This window comes from Acinetobacter sp. CWB-B33 (genome assembly GCF_039655955.1).
Classification (GTDB): Bacteria; Pseudomonadota; Gammaproteobacteria; order Pseudomonadales; family Moraxellaceae; genus Acinetobacter; species Acinetobacter bouvetii.
The window spans coordinates 120,117-142,735 of the sequence record NZ_JAGFEU010000001.1; the positions used below are offsets into that span (position 1 = coordinate 120,117).

At 47.1% G+C, this 22,619-nt stretch carries 17 protein-coding genes and 1 pseudogene; 10 read left to right on the forward strand and 8 right to left on the reverse strand.

Annotated elements, in window-relative coordinates; translation table 11 throughout:
* Window positions 1–17 precede the first annotated feature (17 nt).
* Window positions 18–1,139, reverse strand: coding sequence for a PilT/PilU family type 4a pilus ATPase (locus JZ784_RS00610; protein ID WP_346313427.1), 1,122 nt, complete (start codon window positions 1,137–1,139; stop codon window positions 18–20).
* Window positions 1,140–1,169: 30 nt separating this feature from the next.
* Window positions 1,170–2,207, reverse strand: a complete 1,038-nt coding sequence (locus JZ784_RS00615; RefSeq protein WP_005011739.1) for a type IV pilus twitching motility protein PilT — start codon at window positions 2,205–2,207, stop codon at window positions 1,170–1,172.
* A 123-nt stretch (window positions 2,208–2,330) separates the two neighbouring features.
* On the opposite strand from JZ784_RS00615, the gene JZ784_RS00620 reads away from it, so the two are divergent.
* From JZ784_RS00620 to JZ784_RS00630, 3 genes and pseudogenes are all read left to right on the forward strand, one after another.
* On the forward strand, window positions 2,331–3,023 hold the full coding sequence (locus JZ784_RS00620; RefSeq protein ID WP_346313428.1) for a YggS family pyridoxal phosphate-dependent enzyme: 693 nt from the start codon (window positions 2,331–2,333) through the stop codon (window positions 3,021–3,023).
* Window positions 3,024–3,310: 287 nt separating this feature from the next.
* Window positions 3,311–4,108 carry a thioesterase family protein gene (locus JZ784_RS00625; RefSeq protein ID WP_346313429.1) on the forward strand — a complete coding sequence of 266 codons (798 nt, stop codon included), beginning with the start codon at window positions 3,311–3,313 and terminating at the stop codon, window positions 4,106–4,108.
* A 163-nt stretch (window positions 4,109–4,271) separates the two neighbouring features.
* Window positions 4,272–5,076 (forward strand): annotated as a pseudogene (locus JZ784_RS00630) (hypothetical protein).
* 42 nt (window positions 5,077–5,118) lie between these two features.
* Here JZ784_RS00630 and JZ784_RS00635 read toward each other — a convergent pair.
* The 3 genes from JZ784_RS00635 to JZ784_RS00645 form a co-directional block, all read right to left on the reverse strand.
* Window positions 5,119–8,715, reverse strand: a complete 3,597-nt coding sequence (locus JZ784_RS00635; RefSeq protein ID WP_346313430.1) for an AAA family ATPase — start codon at window positions 8,713–8,715, stop codon at window positions 5,119–5,121.
* A gap of 9 nt (window positions 8,716–8,724) precedes the next feature.
* Window positions 8,725–9,978 (reverse strand): exonuclease SbcCD subunit D C-terminal domain-containing protein, encoded by a 1,254-nt coding sequence (locus JZ784_RS00640; protein WP_346313431.1) that lies wholly within the window; start codon window positions 9,976–9,978, stop codon window positions 8,725–8,727.
* A 158-nt stretch (window positions 9,979–10,136) separates the two neighbouring features.
* Window positions 10,137–10,514, reverse strand: a complete 378-nt coding sequence (locus JZ784_RS00645; RefSeq protein ID WP_346313432.1) for a VOC family protein — start codon at window positions 10,512–10,514, stop codon at window positions 10,137–10,139.
* Between the two features lie 331 nt (window positions 10,515–10,845).
* Here JZ784_RS00645 and JZ784_RS00650 point away from each other — a divergent pair, with 331 nt between their 5' ends.
* The 3 genes from JZ784_RS00650 (at window position 10,846) to JZ784_RS00660 (ending at window position 13,575) form a co-directional block, all read left to right on the forward strand.
* Complete coding sequence (locus tag JZ784_RS00650; RefSeq protein ID WP_346313433.1) at window positions 10,846–11,796, forward strand: sensor domain-containing diguanylate cyclase; 951 nt, start codon at window positions 10,846–10,848, stop codon at window positions 11,794–11,796.
* A gap of 360 nt (window positions 11,797–12,156) precedes the next feature.
* The gene (locus tag JZ784_RS00655; protein WP_346313434.1) at window positions 12,157–12,606 is read left to right on the forward strand and encodes an ABZJ_00895 family protein; all 450 of its coding nucleotides are present in this window, start codon (window positions 12,157–12,159) and stop codon (window positions 12,604–12,606) included.
* Between the two features lie 66 nt (window positions 12,607–12,672).
* Window positions 12,673–13,575, forward strand: a complete 903-nt coding sequence (locus JZ784_RS00660) for a TIGR01777 family oxidoreductase (protein WP_346313435.1) — start codon at window positions 12,673–12,675, stop codon at window positions 13,573–13,575.
* A 118-nt stretch (window positions 13,576–13,693) separates the two neighbouring features.
* Here JZ784_RS00660 and thiO read toward each other — a convergent pair whose 3' ends face one another.
* Window positions 13,694–14,839, reverse strand: a complete 1,146-nt coding sequence (gene thiO / locus JZ784_RS00665) for a glycine oxidase ThiO (RefSeq protein ID WP_346313436.1) — start codon at window positions 14,837–14,839, stop codon at window positions 13,694–13,696.
* Window positions 14,840–15,031: 192 nt separating this feature from the next.
* Between thiO and JZ784_RS00670 the strand changes: the two genes are divergently transcribed.
* Window positions 15,032–16,291: an outer membrane protein transport protein gene (locus JZ784_RS00670; protein WP_346313437.1), complete on the forward strand. Its 1,260-nt coding sequence runs from the start codon at window positions 15,032–15,034 to the stop codon at window positions 16,289–16,291.
* A gap of 105 nt (window positions 16,292–16,396) precedes the next feature.
* Here the strand turns inward: JZ784_RS00670 and hemB are convergent, their stop codons facing one another.
* Window positions 16,397–17,410: a porphobilinogen synthase gene (hemB, locus tag JZ784_RS00675; RefSeq protein WP_219191040.1), complete on the reverse strand. Its 1,014-nt coding sequence runs from the start codon at window positions 17,408–17,410 to the stop codon at window positions 16,397–16,399.
* A 99-nt stretch (window positions 17,411–17,509) separates the two neighbouring features.
* Between hemB and JZ784_RS00680 the strand changes: the two genes are divergently transcribed.
* The 3 genes from JZ784_RS00680 (at window position 17,510) to JZ784_RS00690 (ending at window position 20,952) form a co-directional block, all read left to right on the forward strand.
* Window positions 17,510–18,025 carry a thioesterase family protein gene (locus JZ784_RS00680; protein ID WP_130147259.1) on the forward strand — a complete coding sequence of 172 codons (516 nt, stop codon included), beginning with the start codon at window positions 17,510–17,512 and terminating at the stop codon, window positions 18,023–18,025.
* Window positions 18,026–18,267: 242 nt separating this feature from the next.
* Window positions 18,268–19,419: an HlyD family efflux transporter periplasmic adaptor subunit gene (locus JZ784_RS00685; RefSeq protein ID WP_346313438.1), complete on the forward strand. Its 1,152-nt coding sequence runs from the start codon at window positions 18,268–18,270 to the stop codon at window positions 19,417–19,419.
* Between the two features lie 6 nt (window positions 19,420–19,425).
* A complete protein-coding gene (locus JZ784_RS00690) occupies window positions 19,426–20,952 on the forward strand; it encodes a DHA2 family efflux MFS transporter permease subunit (protein ID WP_346313439.1) in 1,527 nt (508 codons plus the stop codon).
* 75 nt (window positions 20,953–21,027) lie between these two features.
* Here the strand turns inward: JZ784_RS00690 and glpK are convergent, their stop codons facing one another.
* The gene (gene glpK, locus JZ784_RS00695) at window positions 21,028–22,512 is read right to left on the reverse strand and encodes a glycerol kinase GlpK (RefSeq protein ID WP_346313440.1); all 1,485 of its coding nucleotides are present in this window, start codon (window positions 22,510–22,512) and stop codon (window positions 21,028–21,030) included.
* Between the last annotated feature and the right edge of the window lie 107 nt (window positions 22,513–22,619).

The following is a 22,619-nucleotide window of genomic DNA, read 5'->3' on the forward strand; positions in this document are numbered from 1 at the left end:
TTTTTTTCGGCCAATTTTTAGGACTGACCATCAAACGTAATATTTGAGCTGGCATGCAGCAGGCGGTCACCGCCTTCTTCAGACAGTTTGATTTGCAGACGCAAGTCGTTGGGTGAGTCTGCATGTTTGAGCGCATCTTTGTAGGTAATTTGCTTGGCTTTATACAAGTCAAACAACGCTTGGTCAAAGGTTTGCATTCCCAATTCACGCGAACGTTTCATCAAATCTTTAATTTCGTGCACTTCACCCTTGCGGATCAGGTCTGAAATCAGCGGGGAGTTGATGAGGATTTCAATGGCTGCGCGGCGTGAGCTGCCGTCAATGGTTGGAATCAGCTGCTGCGCCACCATCGCTTTCAAGTTCAGCGATAAATCCATGAATAATTGGCCATGGCGGTCGGCTTCAAAGAAGTGAATAATCCGGTCAATCGCTTGGTTGGCATTGTTGGCATGCAGCGTGGCAAAAACCAAGTGGCCGGTCTCGGCAAAGGCAATTGCGTAATCCATGGTTTCACGGGAACGGATCTCGCCAATCAGAATCACATCCGGCGCCTGGCGTAGGGTGTTTTTCAGCGCGATTTCAAATGAATCTGTATCAATGCCGACTTCACGCTGCGTAATAATGCAGCCTTTATGCTCATGAATAAATTCAATTGGATCTTCAATAGTAATGATATGGCCATGTGAATTTTCATTGCGGAAGCCAATGATTGAAGCCAGTGACGTGGATTTACCTGTACCGGTTGCGCCAACAAAAATGATAATGCCGCGTTTGGTCATGGCCAATTCTTTTAAAATTGGCGGCAGTTTCAATTCATCCATGGTCGGAATGACCGTTTCAATACGGCGCAGCACCATGCCGGGCTGGTCACGCTGCTGGAATGCGCTGACACGGAAACGGGAGGATTTGTCTTTGTTGCTGATGGCAAAGTTGCATTCGCGTGTATCCGCAAACTCCTTGCGCTGCTTGTCTGACATGATGGAGTTGAGCAGCTGGCCGACTGTTGCGCCTGGCAGCTTGGTAGAGCCAATCGGCATAATGGTGCCGTTGATTTTAATTGAGGGCTCTACATCAGCGGTGATAAATAAGTCAGATGCTTTCTTCTCGACCATGTAGTCGAGCAAGCCGTTAAAGTCCATAAACAGTCCCCAATGATAGTATTATTATGCTTATAGGAAAGATTCAGGCTGTTTTGCAGCTGTACGCGCAACTTGTGGGCTGATGATGCCTTTGGAGACTAAGCCTTTTAAGCTTTGATCCAGCGTTGTCATGCCGTAGTTTGCACCTGTCTGAATGGCCGAATACATTTGCGCCACTTTGTTTTCACGAATCAAGTTTCGGATGGCTGGAATACCGATCATGATTTCATGCGCAGCAACACGCCCGCCGCCATTTTTCTTCAGTAGCGTTTGTGAAATAACCGCCTGCAAGGATTCTGACAGCATGGCACGAACCATATCTTTTTCTTCAGCTGGGAAAACGTCAATCACACGGTCAATGGTTTTGGCAGCAGAGGTGGTATGCAGGGTGCCGAAGACCAAGTGGCCTGTTTCCGCGGCAGTTAAAGCCAAGCGGATCGTTTCAAGGTCACGCATCTCGCCGACCAGGATAATATCGGGGTCTTCACGCAATGCTGAACGGAGCGCTTCGTTAAACCCATGGGTATCACGGTGGACTTCACGCTGGTTGATCAGGCATTTTTTTGATTCATGCACAAATTCGATAGGATCTTCGACGGTTAGAATATGGTCATAACGGTTGTCGTTGATATAGTCCATCATTGCTGCCAAGGTGGTTGATTTACCGGAACCCGTTGGCCCTGTAACCAGCACAATGCCGCGCGGATATTCACAGATATCCTTAAAGATTTGGCCCATGCCTAAGTCTTCCATAGAAAGGACTTTTGACGGAATGGTCCGGAATACCGCGCCTGCGCCGCGGTTTTGGTTGAATGCGTTGACACGGAAACGGGCAACACCGGGCACTTCAAAAGAAAAGTCTGTTTCCAGCTTTTCTTCAAAATCCCGGCGCTGCTTATCATTCATAATGTCGTAGACCAGTTTGTGAACTTCTTTATGTTCCAAAGCCGGTAAATTAATGCGGCGGACTTCGCCATCGACACGGATCAGCGGCGGCATGCCTGCCGATAAGTGCAAATCGGATGCACCATTTTTGGCCGAAAATGCCAGTAATTCTGTAATGTCCATAATATCCCCGAGAACGTTTAAATCTTAATTATTTTGATAGAATAATAAGGCTTTCCCTCAGCTTAACCAACTGTTAGTTAAAGGGCAAAGAAAAAAAAGATGAATGAAATGAGAACCCCGTCAATGAATACACTTCAACAAGCAAGAGATCAGGTCCTGTGCCAGATTCGGCAGGCCTGCGCGCAGGCTGGACGCGATGCGCAGACGGTGCAGCTGCTGGCTGTGTCCAAGACGCATCCGAGTGAAATGCTGCGGGAAATGCATGCTGCGGGCCAGCGCGCTTTTGGTGAAAATTATTTGCAGGAAGCTTTGGAAAAAATAGAAGCGCTGGCAGATTTAAACATTGAATGGCATTTTATCGGCCATGTGCAGCGCAATAAAACCAAGCAGCTGGCCGAAAAATTTGCCTGGGTGCATGGCGTTGACCGCTTGATTATTGCTGAGCGCCTATCTAGCCAGCGTGATGTTTCGCAGGAGCCTTTAAATATTTGTCTGCAGGTGAACATTGATGCGCAAGACAGCAAAGATGGCTGCCAGCCCGCTGACGCTGCAGAACTGGTTGCCCGGATCAGCCAGCTGCCGCATTTGCGCTTACGCGGCTTGATGGTGATTCCGGCGCCAAATAATCTGCAAGCTTTTGCCGATACGCGTCAATTATTCGACCTCGTGAAAGACCAGCATGCGCATCCTGAAGACTGGGATACCTTAAGCATGGGGATGTCAGGCGATATGGCTGAGGCGATCGCCGCCGGTTCAACCATGGTGCGTGTCGGCACAGCGCTGTTTGGCGTCCGCGATTATTCCAAGCAGGCCTGATTTTTTGATAAAAACAGGCTGCCGCAAATGAACCTCATTTAATAACCATTGACCCAAAAGTTGCTGATAAGGAGATGATTCAGCGCTTTTTGGGCTGTATCACAGATTGAAAATACATCAGGCGCGGCAGGAACTATTTATCAATGAATAGAACCTGCGGGTTCAATTTCGGCTTTAAAAGTTGAACTTTCCATAAAAGTTGCGTACAAAACAGGCAGGATCCGGCGTTAGATTGCTTGATCTTCTGAAGATGAAATGACTCAATTTGCAGAACAAAAGGAAGGTTCATGGCCGCTTATTATCAATTAATTCAAAGAGAAACGGAAAGCGATGGAACTGTCGCGGCATTATACTGTTCGACCCTCTCTGCGCAGGGCGCGTGGAATGAACACGAGCAGCATATGGCGCCTGCAACCGGAATTATCTGTGCTGAACTGGATCGTTTTTTTCCGCGCAATGACATGCGCATCGGCCGCATCAGCCTGGATATTTTCGGCCTGATTCCAGCAGGGGAGTTCAGCATTCGAACTAAAGTGATCCGTCCGGGAAAAACAATTGAATTGATTGAATCTGAGATGAGTGCGCAAGGGAAAGTCTGCATTGCGGCGCGCACTTGGCGCATGATGATGCAGGACAGTCAAAGTGTTCAAGGGCTGGAAGATATGTGTGTGGAAGGGCCTGAGCATGCGCCAATTTGGGAAGGAATTCACCAGTGGCCGGGCGGCTATATACAATCAATTGAAGCGCGCAGCCATGAGCGGCGTGCAGGCAAGGGCATTGTTTGGATCCGCACCCAGCATGAAATGATTGAAGGTGAAAGCAGTTCCGATTTTGTGCGCTTGATGGGCCTGGTGGATACGGCCAACGGTATTGTGCCAAGACAGGATTGGCCGTTTAAATGGGGCTTTCCGAATCTGGATTTGCAGATTCATTTGCACCGTATGCCAAAGGGACAATGGCTTGGGCTGGAAACTGTACAGCAATATGGCGATGATGGCATCGGCTTAAGCAGTTCGGTTTTACATGATGTGAATGGCCCTTTTGGCCGCAGTGAGCAGATTTTAACGCTGCGGAAATTGGCTTAACGCCGCCATCGGTTTCAATAGCGCTGCCGCAGAACGGCAGCAGGCAATAAGATCTTGCCTGCTGCTTTACAGGGGCTTTGCATAAATCAACAATTTGCTGCGTCATTGGCTTTCTGATACCCGTATACTGGTGCTTATAAATATTCTAATAAAGGCCAGCGCGATGACACGGATTCAAATGAAACTATGGAGCATTCTCTCCAGCATTTTTATGCTGATTTTAACGGCCTGCAGTTCCACGGCGGTGCAATCCCCAAGTGATGCATCACAGAGTATGCAAGCCGCATCAGAAATGGCCAGTGCTGATTTGGCACAGCCTGCAGCCAGCCGTGCGTCGCTATCTTCAGGCAACAGCCGTATTTTGACTGAACAGCGCCTAGGGACGAAATGGGGCGATGATATTAATTCCCATTACTCAAGTGAATTTGAAGCGGCTGAGCGCTGCGCCAATTGCTGAGACGCAAATCCGCTATGCGGACAAGCCGTTTTCAGGGCGCGGCATTAACAGCATTTCTTTAGCTTCCGGCAAAATCAGTTTTTCTGTGGTGGATGACCGCGGGCGCACTTTGCTGCTGTACCGCGATGGCCAGCAGTATTTTCTGTCGGCCCGCGAGGGGCAAAGCTACGTACTGAAATACAGCAACAGCAGTGCGCAAACCTATGAAATTGTTGCCAGTGTGGATGGGCTGGATGTGATTAACGGCCAAAGGGCGTCACGCTACAACAGCGGCTATGTGCTTCGGCCCTACAGCAGTTTGGCTATCGAAGGCTTCCGTAAAAGCAATGCTGCAGTGGCTTCTTTTACCTTCAGCAAGCCTAAAGATTCTTATGCTGCCAATTCGGCCAATGGTTCTATTTATAACACTGGCGTGATTGGCACCGCGGTATATGAATTGAATGCACCGCGCGGCGCTGCGCAGCCGGAAGGACAATATGCGCCTGCGCCGAATGCGTTTCCTGCAGATTAAGCGCTTGATTGTCATGGCCTGTGCAGATTTGGCCGCGCCAGATCAGCACACCACCGCAATGGTGCTGGCGCCTGCGCCCAATGGCCGCACCTGAATCTGCACAGGTATCCGTTCGTGCATCTCCTGAATATGGGAAATCAGCACCACTTTACGGCCTTGATTCTGCAGTTGATCGAGTGCATTCATCACCATATGCAGGGATGAGGCGTCTAAGGTGCCAAAACCTTCATCGATAAACAGTGATTCAATTTTCATTGAACCCGACGCCATATTGGCAATTGCCAAAGACAGGGCAAGGGCGGTGAGGAAGGATTCGCCGCCAGACAGTGAGGCCACGGAACGGGTTTCTCCATCCATATCATGGTCAATAATCGCTAAACTGAGCGAATTTTCTAAACGCTTTAAAGTATAGCGCTGTGACAGCATAGCCAATTGCTGATTGGCGTGTTCCAGTAAAATATCCAAATTATATTGCTGCGCATAATCACGGAATTTTTTACCTGCGGCATCTCCCATTAATCCAGAGATTTTGCCCCAGCGGTGTTCTTCCTGCTGGATTTTCTGAATCTGATTGGCAAATTGCTGTTGCTTTGCCACATTCTGCTGATGCAGCTCAAGTTTAAGTTTGAGCTGATCCCGAATTTCCAGTTGCGCACTTAGCATTGCAGCATTGTCTGAAATCAGCTGCAGCAATTGCGCTAAATCAATTTCAGGCTGATGCGCCGCATGTTCGGTTTGCTGCTCTTGCATGGTTCTTAATGCAGAACTTGCCTCATTCAATAAGCGTTCAGCATTTTGCAGTTGCTGGCGGATTTGCTGTTCCTGAGCCGGGCTGATCTGAGCCAATTGCGCTAAACCCTCAAGGTTAAAATCAGTATGCTGAGCCAGCCAGTGCTGGATCTCTTGGCTGACGTGCTGCGCATGATTTTGATTCTGCTGCTGCTGCGCTTTAAGCTGTTCAAGCTGACTCTTCTCTTGCTCAAATTGCTGACGCAGTCGCTCAAAACTTTGCTTCAGTTGCTGATAAAGGTTTTGAGCCTGCTGACGATTGCTATCATATTGAGTCAGCCAGTCATTGGGTTTTACATCTGCCAATCCCGTCATTCGCTGAATCAATTGAATGGCTGTTTCTGTATTTTGCTGTCCTTGGGCTTTGATTTCATTCAGGCCTTGCACAGTATCGGCAATGTGCTGTGCCGTATTTTCAATATTCAGCCGCAGCGTTTTAAGCTGCTGATTTTGAAGGTCGAGCTGTTTGGACTGCCGTTCTGATTGATCAAGTTGATGAAGACGCTGTTTGAGTTGGTTCAAAACCTGTTGAGCTGCCGCAACGCTCTGCTGTTGCCAAGCCGTTTTTTCGCCATCGTTGAAACAAGCGACAATATGTTGAACTTGGTTCTGCCAATGCTGTGCGGTTTGAATCAGGTGTTCAGTCTGTTGAATTGCTTTATCCAGTTGCTGCTGATGCTTAATGCTTTGCATCCACTGATTTGACTGCAATTCAATCTGTTGAAGATCAGTCTGGAATTGCGCAGCGAGATGATTCAATTGCGCTGTAATTTCAGCTTGAGTGAGAGCAAAATCAATGTGGATATGGGCAGTTTGAGTTTGTTCAAGTAATGCTTTTTGTGCGGTGGAAATTTTATCCGCAGCGCTTTGAATCGAAACTTTGAATTGTTCCAATTCGCTGGCCAGCTTGGTTAAATGCTGTTGACTCTGCTGCCAGATGTTTAAACATTCTTGCTCTTTGAATGCCGCTTGCTGTTCTTGCTGCTGCTGTAATTCAAACAGCGCTTTAGACACAGCAGAATCATCCACTTTGTACGGATGTGAAGTGCTTCCGCAGACTAGACAAGGTTCATCATCTTTCAGTTCTGCACGTAAATGTTCAACATTTTCAGCATGCAGTAAGCGCTGCTGCTGCAGGATTTCTTGCAGTTTTAAACGTGCATCTTTGGCGGCATGAAAATCATGTTCAGCATCCAGTGTGCTTTTTTCAAGCTGTTGCAATTTGACCGATGCAGCCGCTAATTTATCTTGAAGCAGTTGAATATCCATCTGTAAATCAAAAAAATGCGTCAAATTTTGCCGAACCACATCCTGCTGATTGCGCTGACTGATTTTAAAATCACGCTGCTGGCGGGCCTGCTCAAGCAGGCCTTCAAGCTGTTCAATATTGCCAAATTGCTGAATAGATTGTGCGAGCTGATGCTTTTGCTCGGCTAAACGATTCTCAGCCTGCGCCACATTGCCTAATTGATTTTCAATGTTTTGATATTGCTGAATAAATTGCTCTAATTGTTGTATATGAGCAGTTAAGCCCTTATCCAAACTGGAAAATTGTTGAGTTTCTGCAAGCTGTTGATGCAAGGTATTTTGCTGTTGATTTGCATGCTGAATCTGCTGTTCTAGCGTTTGTTGCTGCGTTAACAAAGGTGCTTTGGCTGTTTCTAATTCAGTGAGTTTTGCACTGATTTTTTTATATTCACCTGCAAAAAAATCACGTTCCTGAACACATTTGCGAACTACGCTTAGCGATTCACGATAAATGTTTTCAAAGTTTTGCTGTTCAGTGAATGCTGTTTCAGCTTGGGTAAAACGTGATTTTTCAGTTTCAAATTGGCTTTGAATGCTGTCAAAAATCTGCTGCTTTTTCTGAATTTGCGGGGCAAGTTGCTGCTCTGTTTTAAGCAATTGCTGCTGTTGAAACACAGTGGGGCGAATGCTTGAAAATATTTCCAGGCGGCTTAAACGTTCACGTTCCGGGACCAATTCCTGTTGCGTTTTGAGCTGAATATTGACAAGCTGCTGTTTGAGAAGGATCTCACGATCCAATTTTTGCTTTCGGTCAAACCATTGCTGCTGTTTTTCAAGCTGTGATTTATCCGTATTCAATTTCTGATGTTCAGCATCCGCTTTTTGCAACTGAGCTGTGAATTCAGCGACTTGCTTCTCTGACAATAATTCAATATGCCCTAGCAAGTTTTCTAAATCTTTGCGCTGCTTTGCAATATCGGCTGTTTTTCGAAAGGCCAACTCACCAATTTTCCCAAAAATTGAAGAGTTGGTCAGATATTCCAATAATTCACCGCGTTCATTGTCACGGGCTTTTAAAAAAGCCGTGACTTCAGACTGCGCCAGCAGTACCGCCCGGGTGAATTGCTCAAAGCTCAATTGGGTAATTTTTAAAATGCCGGCATCAACGGCTTTGGCTTTATCCGCCACGACGACGCCATCGGTCAGGCATTTTAAATAGCGCTGCACACTCTGTAATTTGCCATCGGCTTTTTCACGCGAACGTTTAATTTCCCAGCGGGCTAAATACTGTTTTTGATCTTGTGCAATAAAGGTCAATTCTGCAAAGCCATGCGCCGTGCCGCGGCGCAGCACGGTGAGGGGGGAATTGGTTAAAAGCTCTGAACCATCCACATCCTGCAGTTTGCCGTCACTGTCCTTTAAACGTGGAATTTTATTGAAGAGCGCGAGGCACATGGCGTCTAAAATGGTCGATTTGCCTGCCCCTGTTTTGCCGACAATCGCCACCAAGCCTGCTGAGGCCAAAGGCTCAGATTCAAAGTCGATAAAATGTTCACCGGAAAGCGATGCCAAGTTTTTTATGCGGATTGATAAAATTTTCATGGCAAATCCTTAAGCCTCATGCTCATTTTCAAGTGTTTTTTCAGCTTCCTGCACCAGGTAGAGAAAGTCTTTCAACACTTCATCATCATTTGAATAACCTTGTTTCTCCCAAATTTGCTGAAAGAGCTTTGCAGGGGTCGGCGGTTCTAAACTGATTTGAGTATTTTCATCGCCACTTTTTTCTGAAGCTAAATATTGCCGTGAAATCCGCACCAGACGGTAACGGCCTTTCGGCAGGGCATCCTCAAATTGCTGACGCAAATTGGGCTGCGGCGGTACAGCCGTATGATATTCAATATCGACATATTCACGATGGTCAATATTGTCAATTTCACCATGCGGCAAGGCTTTTAATTGAGTAAAGACATCATTCAATTCACCTTTAATTTTATGCAGTTGCACACTGCGCGGAATAGCAGCGGCTTCAAATTGAAGGCGTGACTCATCTGTCTGAGTTGGATCAATGGTGACTGCAACTATTTGATGCTTATAGTTGATTTCACTAAAAGACAGCGGAATCGGTGAGCCGCTATATCGAATGTGCTCTTGTCCAACTTTCTGAGGCTTATGCAAATGGCCCAGCGCCACATAATCAATGACATCATCAAAAAGCGCTGTCGAAAGGGCTTCTTCATTGCCAATAATAATGGGGCGTTCCGAGTCAGATGTTTCGCCGCCCTGCATATGGGCATGTGACATTAAAATCAGCGCCTGATCCGCTGTTTTGCGCTTTTTCGCTTCCGCGATCAGCTGCTGGTGCAGGTAGGCAATGGCATTTTGGCTGCTGGCGGTTTGTTCATTAAATCCTGTAATTTCAGCGGGCCGAAGGAACGGCAGGGTTAAACACCAGGCGGCAATTTTTTTATGTTCATCATAAATGGGCACCAGCAATCGGTCTAAGTCGATATGACCCTCTGCATTTTTATGAATGACCCCGACTGTTTTGGCATTGTATTTTTCAAGCAAGGGCTCAACTTGTTCAATGCGGTATCCAGAGTCATGATTGCCTGCAATCATCAAGGTTTGCATATTGGGGGCAATGTCATGCGCGTCTGCTAAGAACTGATAGAGCTGTTTTTGCGCAGCGGATGCAGGATTGATGACATCAAAAATGTCACCGGCAATGAGTAGGGCATGCGGCTGTTTTTGCTGTATTTGTTTAAGTAACCATGCCAAAAACTGTTCATGTTCATACTGACGGGAATGGTTATAAAAGAATTGCCCCAAATGCCAGTCGGATGTATGAAAAAAGCGTACAGTCATGTGAACTCAAGTGTTTAAAATGCCCTGTATAACTTAGCATAATTTCATTGATTCGAGATGCAAGAACATTGCAGCGCGGCATGCTGTGTCTGGAAAATGATTTCCATCTCAATATGTGAGGGATAGGCAGCATCAGCTGGGCTGCTGCAGCCGGCTTTTTATTTTGCATTTGCATCCACTTGAACCAGTCCAAATGTATTGTTATCAGGGTCAAGAAAATAGCCTTGCCAGCATTTGCTGGGAATGGCGAATTTTTCCATCGCAATTTTTCCATTTAAAGCCAAGATTTTTTCTGCCGCCGCATCAAAATCTTCCACTTCAAAGGAGCAGGTAAAGGCATTCGTGCCGCAATGGGTTGGCGGAACGGGCGCTGGACGCGCTAATAATCCGCCATGCATTGCTGCCGTTTCAATTTGATAGTATTCAATGGGCAAGCCTTCAACTTTCGTGAAATTCCAGCCAAAAACCCCGTGATAGAATTTCATCTCGCGAGACGGATTAGATGACTGGATTTCAAAATAACAGAGCTGATTCATTCTAGACCCTCATGATGGTTTTGCCGCCGCATATGCATAAAACCATTAGACCGATTCTTCTGCTGTTTGCTGTTCAGCATGGCAGCGCTGCGCTGAAATAACGTGGTTTATCATTAAAAAATTAAAGCATTTTTTTGAATTTTGACATATGACGTAATGTTGCTTTATTGTGTGAAAAACATGCAGTGTTATTCTAGGCATTGTATTAATATAAGCTAAAGCCAGATGCTTAGTGGGTTGATCATGGGTAAAGAAAAAAGCAGTTTTTTTCTGTAAATATCATAAGAATTTAGCTTATTACAAAAAGTGCAAATCAGCGCCAGGCCGAAATATGACGAACTATCCTTTTGATTCAGAAAAAATGTCGAATGACATGATTTATAAAACCCTCATTGAGTCGACTTTAGCGATTCCATGGAGCATTGATTGGGAGACCAAGACGTTTAGCTATATTGGACCGCAGATTGAAAAACTGCTGGGCTGGCCGCAGCATTCATGGCTGTCCGTTCAAGATTGGGTTGACCGCATGCATGAAGATGACCGCGATCATGTTTTTAATTACTGCGTGTCTCAGTCAATTGCAGGGCTGGATCATGAGGCCGATTACCGGGCTTTGAAAACCAATGGCGAATATACCTGGATCCGCGATGTTGTGCATGTGGTGCGCAAGCCGAATGGCGAGGTAGACAGCTTAGTCGGCTTTATGTTTGATATTTCTGCGCGCAAGCGTCAGGAAGACCGGCTGAAAGCCATGCAGCGAAAGCTTGAAGAATATTCTTATAAGGATGGCTTAACGGGTGTTGCGAACCGCCGCTTATTTGATGAATATTATTCGCGCGAATGGCTGAATTCACTCCGGGTGCAAAAGCCGCTGTCTTTAATTATTGCGGACATTGATTATTTTAAACAATATAACGATGTGAATGGCCATATTGTGGGGGATGCTTGCATTCAGCAGATTGCGCAGCTGTTGGAAAGCAGCTGTATGCGTCCGCGGGATTTGGTCGCCCGGTATGGCGGCGAGGAGTTCGTTATCGTTTTGCCTGAAACAAATTTAAAAAATGCGATAGAGATGGCGGAAAATATTCAGCGGGCAGTCAAAGCTGCGGCTTTACCGCACAAGGCATCGCCCGTGTCGGATCAGCTGACCTTGAGTTTAGGCGTAAAATGTATTTTGCCGAGCGAAGAAAGCGGTCAAATGAACTTTTTAAGTTTGGCGGATGCCAATTTATATCAGGCGAAAAGTTTGGGGCGCAACCGTTATGTTGCCGATTTGGCATAAGCGTCTGCACAGAACTTCAATGTTTTGGACGGTTTGGGGGAGAGGCGGAAACCGTGCGTGATGCAAAATTTTCCCATGCACAAAATAAAAGACCAGCGATTCGAGTGATAGTAAATCGCTGGTCAAAAAAAATATTTCAAATTTAAGCTGTGGCTGCTGTTCAAAACTTAAATCTGAAATGAAGCTTATTGCTTTAAGAAAGGTCACCGAAACATTGTAGATGCCAGTACAAATCATCGGTTGCTACAGACCTTGTAACCTATATAACGCATAGGGCTGCAGATCGGTTGACAATAAAATGAAAAAAAAGTCATTTTTTTTTATACTGCTGTTAATCTTTTTTCTCTGGTCATCGTTCAGATGTCTTTAAAACGCTATTTCATTATATTTTTTCTGATTTGTTTGGTGCTGACCTGCATTTGCGGCGTGCTGGCGGCGTTAATGCCTGCTGGTGTCGGCGGTATTTTAACCGCTGTTCCGTATCTTGCGGCCATGATTTGGGTGCTGTTCCACTTTTTAAAACGGAATCAGCGCGCGCCTACGCAGGCCGAACGCAAGCGCCTGACTATGGGCTATACCTTGATTTTTTGGGGCTACAACATTGCTTTTCAAATTATAGGTGTTGCTATTTTTGCAATGCAAGATCCTGAAATTTGGCAGAATTTTCTGCTTTATCTGCAGCAGGCTCAATTTCTCAGCATTGTGCTGATTATGGCGCTGCTGCTGGCTATTCCGCTATATGTATTGACATACTGGTTTTATGGGCCGCAAGCCAAACGCATGTCAGTGAAGATGTTTGGACACGAATAAGCACTTGAATGCAAATAAATCTTATTTTATATCTAGGATAGATATTTATAACAATGAGATGGCGTCATGCTTAAAGAGCGGGTACTGATTACAGGCGCAAGCGGATTTATCGGCACGCGGCTGATTGAATATTTGCTGTCGCAAGATTATGCCGTGATTGGTTTAAGCCGGCAAAAGAATTTAGTTTCGCGCCATCCGGATATGCAGTGGATTATGCAGCTGGATGAGCTGAAAAGCGATCAAATTGACTATGTGATTAATTTGGCGGGCGAAAGCATAGGCAAGGCGCGCTGGACCGATGCGCGTAAACAGCAGCTGATCCAAAGCCGGGTCAAAACGACTGAAAACTTATACCGGTATTTAGCGCAGCGCCGTATTGTGCCCAAGTGTATTATTTCGGGTTCAGCGGTCGGCTATTACGGTATTGATGCCGATGAAAAATGGCAAAACGCCTGTACAGAAGAGTCGAACCCGCAGACGATCTTTCAGTCTGAATTGTGCCAGCAATGGGAAAAAGCAGCGCAGCAATTTACGGATCAAAACACCAAGATTATCCGCTTGGGCATTGTACTGTCGGCTAAAGGCGGAATATTGCCGCAAATGCTGCGTCCAATCCGCCTGAATTTAGCAGGCAAAATTGGCCATGGCAGGCAGCCTTTGGTTTGGGTGCATATTCAGGATGTGCTTCGGGCGATTGAATTTTTAATGACCCAGCCGCTTGAAGCTAAAGTATTTAATTTAACTGCGCCAGAACGGGACAGTCAGTCAGAGTTTGCCGCATTGGCGGCGCATCAGCTGAAAAAACAGCCGTTGCTGTCAGTTCCGGCTTGGGCCATGAAACTGATGCTGGGAGAGCAGTCTCAGCTGGTGCTGAATGGGCAGTATGTCAAACCGCGTGCGCTGCAAAATGCCGGATTTGAATTTAAGTTTCCAACGCTGAAAGAAGCGTTGGCGGATTTGCTGGGCTGATCGCAAATACATGCTGGTGTTTAGAACGGATCTTCAAAATTTTGCCATATGAACCAAACATCCCGCTAACATTGAAAATGATGTGCGGGATGTTTCGTCATTTGATGAAGAGATTCATCTAAGGAATTGAAGAGGGATTGATGCCGCCGTTTGCGTGCCCAGTTTGCATCAGCCGAGCTGGATCATAGGCTGCCGGCTCAACAATTAATGGCTGCTGCAGCATCAGCTGGCGCAGCAATTGCGCAGACGCAGGCCCCATGCACAAGCCATTTCGGTAATGGCCAAAATTGGCCCAGAGGTTCTCTAAATTGGGCATTTTGCCAATATAGGGGATTCCCGTCGGAGAGCTCGGACGCAGCCCAGCCCATTGTTTGACGACAGGAAAATCGGACAGTTCTGGCACCATGGCCAGACTGGCTTTGTAAATGTTCTGCTGTGTTTGCGTTGACGGGCGCTTATCAAACCCCAAATGATTCATGCTGGAACCGCAGACAATATGGCCGTCTGCGCGCGGAATGAGGTACATCACCTCATTCATGCACATGGTGGGCAGCCAGTTTTCAGGCGTTTTAAACAGCAGCATTTGCCCTTGCACAGGCTCCACGGGAATAGAAAGATGCAGCTGATTTGACCAATGCTCCGACCATGCACCGGTCGCAATCACAAATTGATCGGCTTCAAAGCTTTGGCCGCAAGATGTGCGGACCGACTGAATTTTATGCGCTTGGATTTGGAAATGGTCAATCCAGGTATTTTCAAAAAACTGCACATTGGAATGCTGTTTTAAGTACGCAATAATGGACTTCAGCAGGCGCGGATTGCGCACATTGGCAATCTGCGGAAAATAAATGGCCTGCTTCAGCTGTTCTGACAGGCGTGGATTAATTTGCTCAAGCTGTTCGTGCTGCAGATATTCGCAGCGCTGCATGGGTTCCTGATATTTAGCGGCATAATTCAAGCCAATTTCAAAATCATTTTCATCGAAAATCAGCATGCCCGTTTCATGAATTTCAAAATCAATAGCTGAAATCGGCTTTAATTTGGCATTCCATGCTTGGTATAGGCTTTTGCCGTGTTTGGCAAGGTCATTGACCGCTTGCGGATAGCGCCAAGGATACATCGGGGAGAGAATGCCGCCGCCCGCCCATGAGGCTGCTTTACCGGCAGACTGCTGATCAAAAATAGCGACGGAACAGCCTTGTTCGGTCAGTTCCAATGCAGACAATAAGCCGCTAATGCCTGCACCAATAATGGCAATATGCATTCCGTGTTGCTGTTTTAAAAATTTGCGCTTATTAGAGCATATCAAAATCGTTATGGCGACTGCTTTGGCTGATAAACATGCTGAGAAATTGAAAGCTTCTTTATGAATTTAATAGATAACTAAGCCACGAAAAAATCGATTACAAAATTTTGTTAACAAAATATGATTTCCTTAATTGATTAACAGAACTTGATGATGAAACCAGCTTATAAAACGTTGAACCGCACTTTAGCATCGGGCATTTTTGCCGTCTTGGCCAGTACAGCCGCGAACGCAACAACGGGATATTTCATGCATGGCTATGGTGTAAAAGCGCAGGGCAATGCGGGAACATCAATAGCCAGTTTCAATGATGCTTTGAGCATCGCCAGCAACCCTGCGGGTTTAAGCTGGGCAGGACAGCGTATTGATGTCGGCGCAACGCTATTTGCCCCAGACCGGTCTGCAGAAATTACCGGCAGTCCGCTAGCCAATGGCGAATACAGCGGCAATGGCCGTAAATATTTTGTACTCCCGGAAATCGCTTACAGCCATCAGGTGAATCATCAAGTGGCTTTAGGTTTCGCTATATACGGCAATGGCGGCATGAACACCAGCTATAAGCAGAACCCTTATGAAAAATTCGGCAATGCGGGTACAGCAGGCGTCAACTTGGCTCAAGTGTTTGTCTCGCCCTCTGTGGCGTGGAAATACAGTGAAACGCAATCGCTAGGTGTTGCGGCCAATATTTTATATCAGCAGTTTGAAGGCAAAGGGATTCAAGGATTTGCGATGCTGTCTCAGGACGGCGGAAATTTAAGCAACAATGGGAAAGACTCTTCGACGGGCATTGGTTTCCGCGCTGGCTGGTCGGGCAAGTTTCTGGATGAAAAATTGACGCTGGGCGCAAAATATTCTTCCAAGATTAGAGCGGATAAATTTGACCAATACCGCGGCTTATTTGCTGAAAATGGCGGCTTTGATGTACCTGAAAGTTATGGCATTGGGGCAGCAGTACAGGTAACCCCTGCATTTGCGGTTGCAGCAGATGTAGAGCGCATCAATTATGCAGATGTGGCATCGGTGGGGAATGATTTAGATTTGTCTCAGCCTCTGGGCTCTGCACAAGGTTCCGGTTTTGGCTGGCAGGATATCAATATTTATAAGTTAGGCCTAACGTATCAAGCAGCGCCTAAATTGACCTTGCGTGCCGGGTATAGCCACAATGATCAGCCCATTAAAAAAGATCAGACTTTCTTGAATATTTTGGCGCCAGGGGTGGTGCAGGATCATTTAAGCGCGGGCGCCACATGGCAGCTGGATGAGCATCAGGACGTCAGCATTGCTTATACATATGCGCTGGAAAAAGAAGTGAAGGGTGAAAATTCAATTCCAGCAATGCTCGGCGGCGGCGAAGCGAATCTGAAAATGAGTCAAAATATCCTAGGTTTAGCCTACAGCCACAAGTTTTAAACACTTGCATTAACGCTAAAACACAGACTGAAAAGCTTAGATTCTTAGCAATAAAAAAGGCATCTCACTGGATGCCTTTTTTATAAAAAAAATTAAGCAGTTTGCTTATTTCATCTCTTTCAGTTTAAGCGCCGCTTCTTCTGCAAAATAAGTCCAAATACCGTCAGCGCCTGCACGGCGGCAGCTCATCAGCGATTCGATAATTACATTGTCAGACAGCCAGCCGTTTTGAATGGCGCCAGCGAGCATGGCGTATTCACCGCTCACTTGATACACGAACGTTGGAATGCCAAAGGTATCTTTAACTTCACGCACGATGTCTAAATACGGCATGCCCGGCTTAACAATCACCATGTCTGCGCCTTCCTGAATATCCAGCGCAATTTCATGCAGGGCTTCGGCACGGTTGCCGATATCCATTTGGTAATTGTATTTGTTGCCGCCTTTCAGGTTGCTGGATGAACCGACGGCATCACGGAACGGGCCATAGAAACTGGAGGCGTACTTCGCGGAATAGGCCATGATATTGGTATAAATGTGGCCGTTGGCCTCTAAAGCCTGACGGATTGCGCCAATGCGGCCATCCATCATGTCGCTTGGCGCAACAACATCCGCGCCTGCTTCGGCATGGCTCAGCGCCTGTTTAATGAGGCATTCGACGGTTTCATCATTCAGCACATAGCCGGTATCATCAACAATGCCGTCTTGGCCATGCGTAGTATAAGGGTCCAGCGCGCCGTCAGTAATCAGCACCATTTCCGGCAATTCTTTTTTCAGCAGCCGTACGGTATTCTGCACCAGGCCATCTTCATGCCAAGCGGCTTCAGCCGTTAGACTTTTATCTTCCTGCGGCGTTACAGGGAACAGCGCCAGTTTGGATACGCCTAATTCCATGAGCCGTTCGGCTTTTTTCAGCAGCAGATCTGCAGATAAGCGCTGAACATTGGGCATGCTTGGAATATCTTGGATTTGATTTTGCCCCGGCAGGACAAATACTGGGTATATGAGATGGTCGGCCGTCAGCTGTGTTTCACGAACCATGGCGCGAAGTTGGCCATTTTTGCGGATGCGGCGCATGCGGGTGGCAGGAAATGCTGGACGATTGAACGTATAGGTCATAACAATCTCAATGATCAGTATTAAACTTTCAGGTATTGTAGCCCCAGAATCGCCTTTTGGGTGAAATGTAATAGATTTTTGTTTTAGGAATTCGAGCAGATGACAGGCAGTACGGAAACAAACAGTACAGAAAAAAGTTGGACAGGCAATATCGGTTCTGGCTCGGATATTGATATCAATATGATCCTGGAAAAAATTTGCCAAGCGTTCAACAGTTCTCCTTTTTACCTGCATAACGGCATGCAGATGCGGGTGGTGGATGGCCAGGTCGAAGCGCATGTGGAAATGGGCGCAAATCTGATCGGCAATGTGGCGTTTCAGATTTTGCATGGCGGCGTAGCGGCGACCCTTTTGGACAGCATTGGAGGCATTTCCGCCATGGCGGAGCTGTACCGCAAGTCTGCGCCAGAAGATTTGGCTGAAACCAGCAAAAAAGTTTCGCGCTTAGCCACGGTGGATATGCGGGTGGATTATTTAGCCCCAGGCCGCGGCGAGCACTTCTGCGCTCGGGCGGAAACACTGCGTTTAGGGCGTAAAGGATGCACGATGCGCATGACCATGGTGAATGACGAAGGCAAAGCGATCGCGACGGCCATCGCATCTTATGCGTATTAATTTTGAACTCAACTAAATCAATCATAATTTACAGCATTCAATGAAAATTGGATGCTGTTGGCAGAAAAAGACTGACCAGTTACATTTATATTCTCAACAGATGATGATCTCGCTATAAAATGCGTCAAATTTAAAAAGAAATGACTTTCTCATCGACACCATTGAGGACAAAAATGTCCGTTTTCTTGCGTGAGGCAAGCGTGATGCCGTCTGACCAAGTCTGTTGGATTTAGGAAAAATCAATGACAGATGCTCCAAACACACTGCCAGATTCTCAAACTGCTGATCAGCCAAGCGATCAGGAATTAAAAGCCAAGCGCAAGAAAAGCTTAAGTTTTGTCGCGCTGATTGTAATTCTTGCGGTCATTTTATATTTGATTTGGAAAGTATTTTTTAATCATTCAGTTTCAACGGACAATGCCTATGTCGGTGCAGAAACAGCCACAGTAACGTCGATGGTGACTGGGCAGGTGGCAGAAGTCTTGGTTAGCGATACGCATCAAGTGAAAAAAGGCGACCTGCTGGTGGTTGTGGATAACCGCGACGCCAAAATTGCGCTTGCGCAGGCTCAAGCTGAATTGGCCAAAGCGAAGCGCCAGTATAAGCAGACCTCAGCAAACAGCAATTCTTTAAACTCGCAGATTTATGTCAGCGATGATGTGATTCACAGCGCAGAAGCGCAAGTGGCAAAAGCGCAGGCGGATGCCGGAAAAGCGCAGGATGAATTGCAGCGGCGCAGCCAATTAGCGGCTTCCGGCGCGATTTCCAAAGAAGAGCTCAGTACGGCGCAAAGCGCTGTGAATACGGCAAAAGCCAGTTTAGATGTTGCGCAAGCAGGCTTGAATCAGGCAAAGTCTAGCCAAAAAGCGGCGCAAAGCAATAAAGCCGCGAATGACGCTTTGATTCAAGGCAGCAATGAGAACTCAGCCCCCGATGTTTTAGTGGCTCAAACGCGTGTTGAGCAGGCGCTGCTGGATTTAGAGCGTACGCAAATCAAGGCGCCGTTTGACGGAGTGGTCACCAGCCGTAAAATACAAGTGGGGCAGCGCGTAGCGCCGGGCAGCGTGCTGCTGATTGTTGTGCCTTTATCGCAGCTGTATGTGGATGCCAATTTTAAAGAAAGCCAGCTGGAAAACGTGCAGCCGGGTCAAAAAGTCACGCTGACCTCAGATTTATACGGCGATTCAGTTGAATATCAAGGGACTGTGGTTGGCTTTTCTGGCGGTACGGGTTCAGCCTTTGCTTTAATTCCTGCGCAGAATGCGACGGGGAACTGGATTAAAGTCGTACAGCGTTTACCGGTGCGTATTCAGTTAGACCCCAAAGAATTGGCTGAGCATCCTTTGCGTGTCGGCCTATCGATGGAAGCGAAAATTGACCTGACATCGAAGTAATCGCCTATGAATACTTATGTTCCCTATGGCGACCTAAAAGGCAGCCGGCTGATACTGGCGGCTTTTGTACTGGCGCTGGCGAACTTTATGGTCGTGCTGGACATGACCATCGCCAACGTTTCAGTCACCCATATTACAGGCAGTCTGGCGGTTTCCAGCTCACAGGGTACGTGGGTCATTACCTCTTATGCCGTGGCGGAAGCCATCTGTGTGCCGCTGACCGGCTGGCTGGCAGGGCGCTTTGGCGGGGTAAAAGTATTTACCCTCAGCTTGATTGGATTTACAGTCTTTTCAGTGCTTTGCGGCTTGTCGACCAGTTTGGAAATGCTGGTGTTTTGCCGAATTGGGCAGGGCCTGTTTGGCGGGCCAATTATGCCGCTCAGCCAAATGCTGCTGCTGCGGATTTTCCCGCCAGAGAAGCAGTCACAGGCTATGGGCATGTGGGCGATGACCACTGTAGTCGGGCCAATTTTAGGGCCAATCTTAGGCGGTTCCATCAGCGATAATTTATCTTGGCATTGGATTTTCTTTATCAATATTCCAGTGGGCATTATCTGCGCTATGGCTGCGATGCGCCTGCTGAAACCAGCGGAAACAGAAACCGCAAAACTGAAGATTGATATGGGCGGTTTAATGCTGCTGGTGCTATGGATTGGCGCGCTGCAGCTGATGCTGGATTTAGGCCATGAACACGACTGGTTCAACAGTCCATTTATTGTGGTCTTGGCTTTAACGGCATTGATCGGCCTGATCGTGTTTACCATATGGGAGCTGACTGAACGGCATCCTGTGGTCAATATTCAAATTTTCAGATACAAGAGTTTTACGATTTCAGTATTGGCTTTAGCCATGGGCTTTGGCGCATTCTTTGGCAGTATTGTGCTGATTCCGCAGTGGCTGCAGATTAATTTGGGCTATACAGCAACGTGGGCAGGCTATCTCACGGCAACTATGGGTTTTGGCAGTTTGACCATGTCGCCTTTGGTGGCAAAACTGGCGACCAAATATGACCAGCGCGCTTTGGCAAGTTTCGGCTTAAGCATATTGGGCGGGGTGACGCTAATGCGCGCCTTTTGGACGACCGATGCCGATTTCTTTGCACTGGCTTTGCCGCAAATTCTGCAGGGTTTTGCTGTGCCGTTTTTCTTTATTCCCTTGTCCAATATGGCGATGTCCGCAGTCAAGCCGCAGGAGTTGGCATCTGCGGCAGGCTTAATGAATTTCTTAAGAACCATGGCGGGCGCTATCGGTGCATCCATTGCGGTGACCATTTGGGATGATCATACTAAGCTAGCGCGCAGTGAGATGGTCGGCAGTCTGCATACGGAGGATGCTAAAGCTGCGCTGCAGCAGCAGGGCATGAGCAGCGAAGCCATACAGGGTTATATTTCCAGCCTGGTGGATAAAGAGGCGCTGACCTTGTCAGCCAATCATGTGTTTTTATTGCTGTCATTTATTTTTATTACAGCGGCCTTGATCATTTGGCTTTGCCCGCGGCCGAAAACTGGAGCGGGCGGCGGTCATGCGCATTGAGTGACAGTTCTTGATAAAAAAACCGCTTATAAAAGCGGTTTTTTTATGGATGAGCAGCATGATAGCAAGTATGGATTACAGATCGGATTTCGCGCGTTTCAGTGCTGCTTGCCACTGCTGCAGATGATATTCACGCTGATCTGCATTCATTTGGGGTTCAAAAGCGCGTTCCAGCTGCCAAGACTGCGCAATCTCGTCTAAATTGGAAAATACTCCAGATTTTAAGCCTGCCATTGCAGCAGCGCCCCAAGCCGTGGATTCGAGCAGTTTTGGGCGAAGTACTGGAACATTCAGAATGTCGGCCTGAAACTGCATCAGCATGTCATTGGCGCATGCCCCGCCATCGACCCGAAGCTCTTTCAGCGGTTTGCAAATATCCGATTGCATGGCCGTCAGTACATCTGACACCTGAAAGGCAATGGCCTCTAAAGCAGCCCGAGCGATATGCGCCTTGCTGGTGCCGCGCGACATGCCGCAGAGCAGGGCGCGCGCCTCACTGTCCCAGTGCGGTGCGCCAAGACCCGTAAATGCAGGCACTAAAACAACGCCATCTGTAGATTGAACTTGGCTGGCCAGCTTTTCCACTTCACTGCTTGTTTGAATGATGCCGAGGCCGTCACGCAGCCATTGCACGATAGCGCCAGCCATAAATACACTGCCTTCCAGTGCAAAAGTGGTCTGATTCTGTGCTTGCCAAGCGAGTGTAGACAATAGTTTATTTTGACTGAATTGCACTTCATGCCCCGTGTTAAACAGCATAAAGCAGCCTGTGCCGTAGGTATTTTTCGCGGTTCCGGCTTCAAAGCAGGATTGGCCGAATAGCGCTGACTGCTGATCGCCTAAAATGCCGGTGATGGGAATATTAGCGCCAAGCAAGCCTGGCGCCGTATCTGCTACATAGCTGTCAGAACTGATGATTCTAGGTAAAACTGAAGCCGGAATTTTAAATAACTCCAGCAGCTCCTCATCCCATTGCTGGTTTTGCAAATTCATCAGCATGGTGCGTGAAGCATTGCTGGCCTCAATCACATGTTCTGCGCCTTGAGTTAAATTCCAAATCAGCCAGCTGTCTATGGTACCAAAAGCAGCATGGCCTTGCTGCGCCAATTGACGCAGTCCAGAAATATTTTCCAGCAGCCAGACTAATTTTCCCGCACTGAAATAGGGATCGATTCTTAGTCCCGTTTTTTGATGAATGCGATCATGCAGATTTTGCTGTATGAGCTGATTGCACCATTCTGCTGCGCGGCGGTCTTGCCAAATAATGGCAGGGGCAAGCGGCTTGCCTGTACGCTTGTCCCATACGACCGTCGTTTCGCGCTGATTGGTGAGCCCAATGGCTTTGATGTCTTTGGCAAGAATGCGCGCCGTGGCTAGGGCTTGCTGTACAACAGCAATTTGCGAACTCCAAATTTCCTGCGCATCCTGTTCTACCCAGCCTGAATGCGGGGTATGTATACGTGTTTCACGTTGCGCCGTTGCCTGAACTTGACCTTGTTCATTGAAAATAATGGCACGACTCGAAGTGGTTCCTTGGTCGAGTGCAAGTAAGTAGCTCATAAATTATTTTATTGTTGGACTTGAAAATCAAAATATTAACGCAATTATGTAATTAAGCGCATATCAATGTGTAATTGTTTTAGAAATTGCATCGCAATTTTTTGCAG

Excerpts from the sequence above, each read along its gene's own strand:
- JZ784_RS00610 (WP_346313427.1), bottom strand. The coding sequence starts at position 1,139 with ATGGACTTTAACGGCTTGCTCGACTACATGGTCGAGAAGAAAGCATCT.
- JZ784_RS00615 (WP_005011739.1), bottom strand. The coding sequence starts at position 2,207 with ATGGACATTACAGAATTACTGGCATTTTCGGCCAAAAATGGTGCATCC.
- JZ784_RS00620 (WP_346313428.1), top strand. The coding sequence starts at position 2,331 with ATGAATACACTTCAACAAGCAAGAGATCAGGTCCTGTGCCAGATTCGG.
- JZ784_RS00625 (WP_346313429.1), top strand. The coding sequence starts at position 3,311 with ATGGCCGCTTATTATCAATTAATTCAAAGAGAAACGGAAAGCGATGGA.
- JZ784_RS00635 (WP_346313430.1), bottom strand. The coding sequence starts at position 8,715 with ATGAAAATTTTATCAATCCGCATAAAAAACTTGGCATCGCTTTCCGGT.
- JZ784_RS00640 (WP_346313431.1), bottom strand. The coding sequence starts at position 9,978 with ATGACTGTACGCTTTTTTCATACATCCGACTGGCATTTGGGGCAATTC.
- JZ784_RS00645 (WP_346313432.1), bottom strand. The coding sequence starts at position 10,514 with ATGAATCAGCTCTGTTATTTTGAAATCCAGTCATCTAATCCGTCTCGC.
- JZ784_RS00650 (WP_346313433.1), top strand. The coding sequence starts at position 10,846 with ATGACGAACTATCCTTTTGATTCAGAAAAAATGTCGAATGACATGATT.
- JZ784_RS00655 (WP_346313434.1), top strand. The coding sequence starts at position 12,157 with ATGTCTTTAAAACGCTATTTCATTATATTTTTTCTGATTTGTTTGGTG.
- JZ784_RS00660 (WP_346313435.1), top strand. The coding sequence starts at position 12,673 with ATGCTTAAAGAGCGGGTACTGATTACAGGCGCAAGCGGATTTATCGGC.
- thiO (WP_346313436.1), bottom strand. The coding sequence starts at position 14,839 with ATGCATATTGCCATTATTGGTGCAGGCATTAGCGGCTTATTGTCTGCA.
- JZ784_RS00670 (WP_346313437.1), top strand. The coding sequence starts at position 15,032 with ATGATGAAACCAGCTTATAAAACGTTGAACCGCACTTTAGCATCGGGC.
- hemB (WP_219191040.1), bottom strand. The coding sequence starts at position 17,410 with ATGACCTATACGTTCAATCGTCCAGCATTTCCTGCCACCCGCATGCGC.
- JZ784_RS00680 (WP_130147259.1), top strand. The coding sequence starts at position 17,510 with ATGACAGGCAGTACGGAAACAAACAGTACAGAAAAAAGTTGGACAGGC.
- JZ784_RS00685 (WP_346313438.1), top strand. The coding sequence starts at position 18,268 with ATGACAGATGCTCCAAACACACTGCCAGATTCTCAAACTGCTGATCAG.
- JZ784_RS00690 (WP_346313439.1), top strand. The coding sequence starts at position 19,426 with ATGAATACTTATGTTCCCTATGGCGACCTAAAAGGCAGCCGGCTGATA.
- glpK (WP_346313440.1), bottom strand. The coding sequence starts at position 22,512 with ATGAGCTACTTACTTGCACTCGACCAAGGAACCACTTCGAGTCGTGCC.